The sequence below is a fragment of the Mesorhizobium sp. M4A.F.Ca.ET.050.02.1.1 genome (assembly GCF_003997725.1).
In the GTDB taxonomy this organism is placed as follows: Bacteria; Pseudomonadota; Alphaproteobacteria; order Rhizobiales; family Rhizobiaceae; genus Mesorhizobium.
On sequence record NZ_RZSG01000307.1, the window covers coordinates 1 to 6,650 of the forward strand.

Sequence of the window (6,650 nt, forward strand, 5' to 3'; positions counted from 1 at the left end):
AGCCGGCGGTGAGTTCGCGGCTGCCGAGCTTGCCCATGCCGAGCAACGCCACCCTCCCCCCTGCGATCCGGCCGTGGCGCATTGCGAACTCGGCGCTGACCGCCTGCAACGCCGCCTCGATTGTGAGATCGGCGAGATCGGAAAAGGCGCGGCCGGCACGGGTCGGATCGATCGAGCCGGCGAGCAGCCGCACACCGATCAGGAATTTCTGCTCCGAGGCAAAGATGCGCAAGCGGTCGAGCACGTCCTCATAGGCGCGGTCGCCTTCGATGAAGGCGGCGAGCCGCGCCGACAGGTAGGCGCGGTCGGGCAATTCACTGAGCAGCGCCGGATCGAGCAGGCCGTCGAAGACATGCGGCCGGCGCGTGATGATGGCGGAGAGCCTGGGAGCGGCGCCCATGATGGTCGCCATCAACTGCAGCAAGGCGGGGTTGGATTGGAGCAGCGAGAAGAGCTGGATGCCGGCGGGCAGGCCGGCGAGGAACTCGTCGAAACGCATCACCGCCTCGTCGGCGCGGCGCGTCTGGCCGAAGGCCTTGAGCAGCGCCGGCGTCAATTCCGTCAGCCGCTCGCGCGCTTCGGCCGACTGGGTGACGCGGTAGCGGCCGAAATGCCAGCCGCGAATGACGCGGCAAATGTCGCTCGGCCGATGGAAGCCGAGACGGTGCAAAGTCTGCAGCGTGTCGGGATCGTCGACGTCTCCGGTGAAGACCAGGTTGCCGACGCCGGCCGAAAGCTCCGGCGCGGTCTCGAACAGCGCCGCGTAGTGACGCTCGACCTGCTGCAGCGAGGCCCGGAAGGCCTCGGCGAACTCCGCCTCTCCGGCAAAGCCGAGCATCAGGGCGATACGCAGCAGCCCCTCGTCGCTATCGGGCAGGACATGCGTCTGCTCGTCCGCGACCATCTGGATGGCGTGCTCGACGCTGCGCAGGAACCAGTATTGCCGGGCGAGCGCATCACGCGCGTCGGCGGTGATCCAGCCGCGCGCGGCAAGCTGGCCGAGCATCGGCACCGTCTCACGGCCACGCAGTTCCGGGAAGCGGCCGCCGGCGATCAGTTGCTGGGTCTGAACGAAGAACTCGATCTCGCGGATGCCGCCACGGCCGAGCTTGACGTTGTGGCCCTTGACCGCGATCTCGCCATGGCCCTTGTGGGCATGGATCTGGCGCTTGATCGAATGGACGTCGGCGATCGCCGCATAGTCCATGTATTTGCGCCAGACATAGGGCTGCAATTCCTTGAGGAAGGCGGCGCCTGCGGCAAGATCGCCGGCCACGGGGCGCGCCTTGATCATGGCGGCGCGTTCCCAGTTCTGGCCACGCCCCTCGTAATAGTGAAGCGCCGCCTCGACTGGTATCGCCAGCGGCGTCGAGCCGGGATCTGGCCGCAGCCTCAGATCGGTACGAAAGACATAGCCGTGCTCGGTGCGGTCCTGCAGGATCCGCACCAGCCGGCGGGTGAGGCGCGCGAACAGTTCCGTCGCGTCCAGCGGATCGACAATCGCCGGCGCGGCCGGATCAAAGAAGACGACGAGGTCGATGTCGGAGGAAAAATTCAGCTCATGCGCGCCGAGCTTGCCCATGCCGAGCAGTACCCAGCCCGACTGGCGCGCCGGATCTTCGGGATCCGGCAGCCTGAGCTTGCCCTGCTCGTGCGCGTCTCGCAGCAGGAAATCGACGGCGGCGCGGGTACAGGCATCGGCCAGGTCGCTGAGGCGGCGCACCGTCAGCGACGTCTCGGCCTCGCCTGCGAGATCGGCGAGCGCGATCAGGAAATGCGCCTCGGCCTTCAACAGCCTGAGATCCATCATCAGGCCATTTTCGGTGACCGCCTCGGCGCGTGCCGAAAGGGCGATCGCATCGCCTATGTCGCTGAGCCTAGCCTCGACGGTCTGGTCGAACAGCGCGTCAAGAATGGCCGGCCGCCGGCGCGCCGTATCGCGCAGGAATGGCGACAGGTCGGAGATGGCGGCGAGCAGGTCCTGCTGCTGCCCCTTGCCAGAGAGAAATTCGACCAGCCGCGGCAGATCTTCTTCCCCGGCCGCGGCAGCGATCTCCGACAACTCCCGCCTGGCACGCCCCTTGTCCAGGGGCAGAAGCGCCATCGCCGGCCGCAACTGCAATTCGGTTTCCGCTGCCTTCTTGGCCATCTTCTCCGCCATCAGTGGTCCTCCCGTGCGGGAAAACTCATGATAACGGACAATCCGGGATCGGCGGGCAGAAGATCAAGCTTGCCCTTGTGGAAAGTCATGATCGCCTTGGCGAGGCTGAGACCCAGGCCCGACCCCGGCTGCGACCGGCTCTTCTCCAGCCTAACGAAGCGCTCGGTCACCCTGGCGCGGTCGGCATCATCGGGGATGCCCTGGCCATTGTCGGAAACGGTGAGCCGGATTTCGTGGCCGACACGCTCCAGCGCCACGCGCACTGTGGGCTGACCGGTCGAGTCGGCCGAATATTTGATCGCGTTGTCGACGATGTTGGACAGCGCCTGGCCGATCAATTCGCGATTGCCGTCGACGGCAAAAGCCTGCGGCGCGGAGGTCTCGAGGATGACGCCGGCCTCTTCGGCCACCGGCTCGTAGAGCTCGACGACATCGCGGACCGCTGCCGCGAGATCGACCCGGCTGGTGGTCTCCGAGGAATAGCCGGCCTCCAGCCTGGAGATCATCAGGATGGCGTTGAAGGTCTTTATCAGCTGGTCGGACTCAGCGATCGTGCTTTCCAGCGCCTGCCGGTAGTCGGGGGTCTTCTGCCGGCCGGCCAGCGTCGCCTCGGCGCGGTTGCGCAGCCTGGTCAGCGGCGTCTTCAGATCATGCGCGATATTGTCGGAAACCTGCTTCAGGCCCTCGTTCAGCTTGGCGATCCGGGCCAGCATCGTATTGAGGTTCTCGGACAGGCGGTCGAACTCGTCACCGGCTCCGGTGACCGGGAGGCGGCCGGACAGGTCGCCGCCCATGATGCGGCGGCTGGCCTCCGAGACGCTGTCGATGCGCTTCAGCGCCGCGCGCCCGACAAAGAACCAGATCAGGAGCCCGCCAAGCCCCATCATGCCCAGCGCGAGCATCAAGGCGCGGCGTATGACGGCGCGGAAGCGCTCGGGCTCGCCGAGGTCGCGGCCGACCAGCATGATCATCTGGTTGGGCAGCCGCAGCACCAGCGCGATCGCGTTGTGGCCCTTCTCGCCCTCGGCCTGCGCTTCGGGCTCGCCGGACGGCGGCGTGGCCTGGTCGGGTGCCCCGCTGCGCAGCCGGTCGAGTTCGCCCTCGCCGAAACGCTGATAGGAAAATGGCTCTGTCGTCCAGCCCTCCGTTTCGATGACCCCCGGCTCCAGGCTTTGCACATTGCCGGTCAAGATCTGCCCGTTGGCGTCGGCGATGAGGTAGAGGTTGGCCCCGGGCTGGCGGGAACGTGCTTCGACGACGCGGACCAGGACCGGCAGGCCGCCGCGCCGATAGGCACGATCGAGACCAGCCACTTCATCGTTGATCGTATCCTGCGTCTGCGCGGTCAGCATGCGCGCCGACAGCGAGGTCATGTAGAAGACGAGCAGCACGGCGCACAGCGCGAAAAGCAGGAAATAGAGTGCCGAGAGCCGCGCTGCCGTCGTCCTCATGATGGCCGGCAGGGAAAGAGCCATGATCGGCCTTACCCACCCTTTAGCATGTAGCCGGCGCCGCGGACCGTATGCAGGATCGGCTTGTCGAAGCCCTTCTCGATCTTGCCGCGCAGCCGCGAGACATGGACGTCGATGACATTGGTCTGCGGGTCGAAGTGGTAGTCCCAGACATTCTCGAGCAGCATGGTGCGCGTCACCACCTGACCGGCATGGCGCATCAGATATTCGAGCAGGCGGAACTCGCGCGGCTGCAGCGTGATCTCGCGCGCGGCGCGCTTGACCGAGTGCGAAAGCCGGTCGAGCTCGAGATCGCCGACGCGGTAGACGGTCTCGGCTTCCCTGGCGCTGGCGCGGCGGTTGAGCACCTCGACGCGGGCGAGCAATTCGGAGAATGCGTAGGGCTTGGTCAGGTAATCGTCGCCGCCGGCGCGCAGGCCGGTGACGCGGTCGTCGACCTCGCCCAGCGCCGACAGGATCAGCACTGGCGTCGTGTTGCCCCTGGAGCGCAGGCCGGCGATGACCGACAGGCCGTCGCGGCGCGGCATCATGCGGTCGACGACCATGACGTCATAATCGCCGGCGTCGGCAAGCGCGAAGCCGGTCTCGCCGTCGCCGGCGACATGGGCGGTATGGCCGGCTTCGGCAAAGGCCTTCTGCAGGTAATCGGCGGCCTCGCGATCGTCTTCTATGACGAGAATCTTCATAGAGCCGTTATACGCGATTTCGCCCTGAGAATGAGGAGCCGGCATGCACGGAATGGCCTTTGATGGTTGGGAGCGGCAGCGGGCGATGGGAAGCCCGCTGCCGCTGGGGTCGGAACACGGTGACTGACTAACGTATTCGGGCCCCGTCCTTTCCCCCGCGGCGGCTCGGGGGTGTTGAAACCGCCGCTTCGGGAAAGTTGCGAACGTCAGCCCTTGGCGACGGGCAGCGCAACGAAGCGGTTCGAGTCGTCGCGGGTGATCTGCATTAGCACCGCCTTGCGGCCCGCCTTCACGGCATCGGCCATCGCCTTGTCGACATCCGCCGTGCCGCTCACCTCCATCGAGTTGACCGAGGTGATGACATCGCCGGGCTGGATGCCGCGGTCGGCCGCATCGCTGTCGGGATCGACATCGGTCACGACCAGCCCCTTGCCGTTTTCCGACTTGGTGACGGTCAGGCCGAGATCGGCAAGCGTGTCGGCCTTTGGCGCCGCCGGCTGCTTGCTGTCATCGTTCGACGCCTGCTTGTCGCTGGCGGGCAGCTTGCCGAGGTCGACCTTGATCGTCTCGCTCTTGCCGTCGCGCCACACGGTGACATCGACGGACTTGCCCGGCGCAAAGGCGCCGATCAGGCGGGCGAGTTCCTTCGGCGAGGCGACATCCTTGCCGTCGACCTGGGTGATGACGTCGCCAGCGGTGATGCCGGCCTTCTTGCCGGGACCGTCGTCCTGCGCGCTCGACACCAGCGCGCCCTTCTCGGACTTCAGCCCGAGCGATTCCGCGATGTCGGAGGTGACCGGCTGAATCTCGACGCCCAGCCAGCCGCGCTGGACGGAGCCGCTCTTCATCAGGTCCTGCACCACTTCCTTGGCGGTCGAGGCCGGGATGTCGAAGGCGATGCCGACGCTGCCGCCCGAGGGCGAGAAGATCGCGGTGTTGATGCCGACGACCTGGCCATTGAGGTTGAAGGTCGGGCCACCAGAATTGCCGCGATTGACCGAGGCGTCGATCTGCAGGAAGTCGTCATACGGGCCGGCGCCGATGTCGCGGCCGCGGGCCGAGACGATGCCGGCTGTGACGGTGCCACCGAGGCCGAACGGATTGCCGACGGCCACCACCCAGTCGCCGACGCGAACCTTTGAATCGTCGGCGAAGTCGACATAGGTGAACTTGCCGTCGCCTTCGACCTTGAGCACGGCGAGGTCGGTGCGCGGATCGGTGCCGATCAGCTTGGCGTCGAGCTCCTTGCCGTCGTTCATCACCACGGTGAAAGCGGAACCCTCTTCGACGACATGGTTGTTGGTGACGAGGTAGCCGTCATCGGAGATGAAGAAGCCCGAGCCCTGCGCGACCGGGCGCGGCTGGCCGTCATTGTGGCCACGGTGGTTGAAACGGCGCATGCCGAACTGGCCGCCCTGATCGCCAAAACCGCGGAATTCCCTGAAGAAGCGGCGCAGCTGCGGATTGTCGGGCAAGTTGTTCATACCGTCCTGATCGTCGGACTGGTCGGATCCGTCATCGGCCGCCGGCTCGATCTTGGCCTTGACCTTGACGCTGACCACAGCCGGCGTGACGCGCTCCACGACATCGGCGAAGCTCGGCACCTGCGGCGCCTCGACACGCACTGCGTCGGCCAGAACGGGGGCGGTTCCAGTGGCCAGCGCGCCGACGCCAACCGCGCCGATGACAGCCAGCGAAGCGACCGTCGCGGTCAGGCGCTTGCGGGTGCCAAAATATGAATTGGGGGCAATATTCATGGGTCTCGTATCCTCTTTCACAAGGGATGCGCTCAGGCGGAGCATCCTCCGGCAAGAGGAATAGAGAGGCGCACATTACGGCGCCATTTCCGGTACATGAAAGTTTTGTAATGTTGGCGCTCAGTCGCGCAGTATCTTGTCCAGAGCGGCCTGCTCCTCGGCGGTGAGCGGGCTCGCGGGGGCCGCTCGGCGCGAGCGGGCACTGAGCACGATGAACAGCCCGCCGGCAACGAGCAGGACGACGGGCGTGCCCCACAACAGCGCGTTGCGCAGGCTGAAGCGCGGCTTCAAGAGCACAAACTCGCCATAGCGGGAGACGATATAGTCCATCACCTGCTGGTCGCTGTCGCCGGCAACCAGGCGCTGGCGCACCAGGATGCGCAGGTCGCGCGCAAGGTCGGCGTCGGATTCGTCGATCGATTGGTTCTGGCAGACCATGCAGCGCAAGCCTTCCGAGAGCGCGCGCGCCCTCGCCTCCAGCGCCGGATCGGCGAGCACCTCGTCGGGCTTCACCGCGATGGCGCTGCCGGCAAACAGCAAGCCCAGCAGCAACGCCAGCGAGGCAAGCGAAACC

Annotated in this window: 5 protein-coding genes; all 5 read right to left on the reverse strand. The window is 66.3% G+C overall.

Features of this window, described 5'->3' with window-relative positions:
• On the reverse strand, window positions 1–2,161 hold a 2,161-nt coding region (locus EOA33_RS19645; protein ID WP_190234311.1), incomplete at its 3' end, for a bifunctional [glutamine synthetase] adenylyltransferase/[glutamine synthetase]-adenylyl-L-tyrosine phosphorylase.
• Window positions 2,161–3,636 carry a HAMP domain-containing sensor histidine kinase gene (locus tag EOA33_RS19650; RefSeq protein ID WP_126055757.1) on the reverse strand — a complete coding sequence of 492 codons (1,476 nt, stop codon included), beginning with the start codon at window positions 3,634–3,636 and terminating at the stop codon, window positions 2,161–2,163. The genes EOA33_RS19645 and EOA33_RS19650, both read right to left, overlap by 1 nt.
• An 8-nt stretch (window positions 3,637–3,644) precedes the next feature.
• Window positions 3,645–4,319 carry a response regulator transcription factor gene (locus EOA33_RS19655; protein WP_126055758.1) on the reverse strand — a complete coding sequence of 225 codons (675 nt, stop codon included), beginning with the start codon at window positions 4,317–4,319 and terminating at the stop codon, window positions 3,645–3,647.
• 206 nt (window positions 4,320–4,525) lie between these two features.
• A complete protein-coding gene (locus EOA33_RS19660; protein ID WP_127406338.1) occupies window positions 4,526–6,076 on the reverse strand; it encodes a Do family serine endopeptidase in 1,551 nt (516 codons plus the stop codon).
• Between the two features lie 120 nt (window positions 6,077–6,196).
• The coding region (locus EOA33_RS19665; protein ID WP_245482379.1) for a cytochrome c-type biogenesis protein at window positions 6,197–6,650 on the reverse strand (454 nt) is incomplete at its 5' end.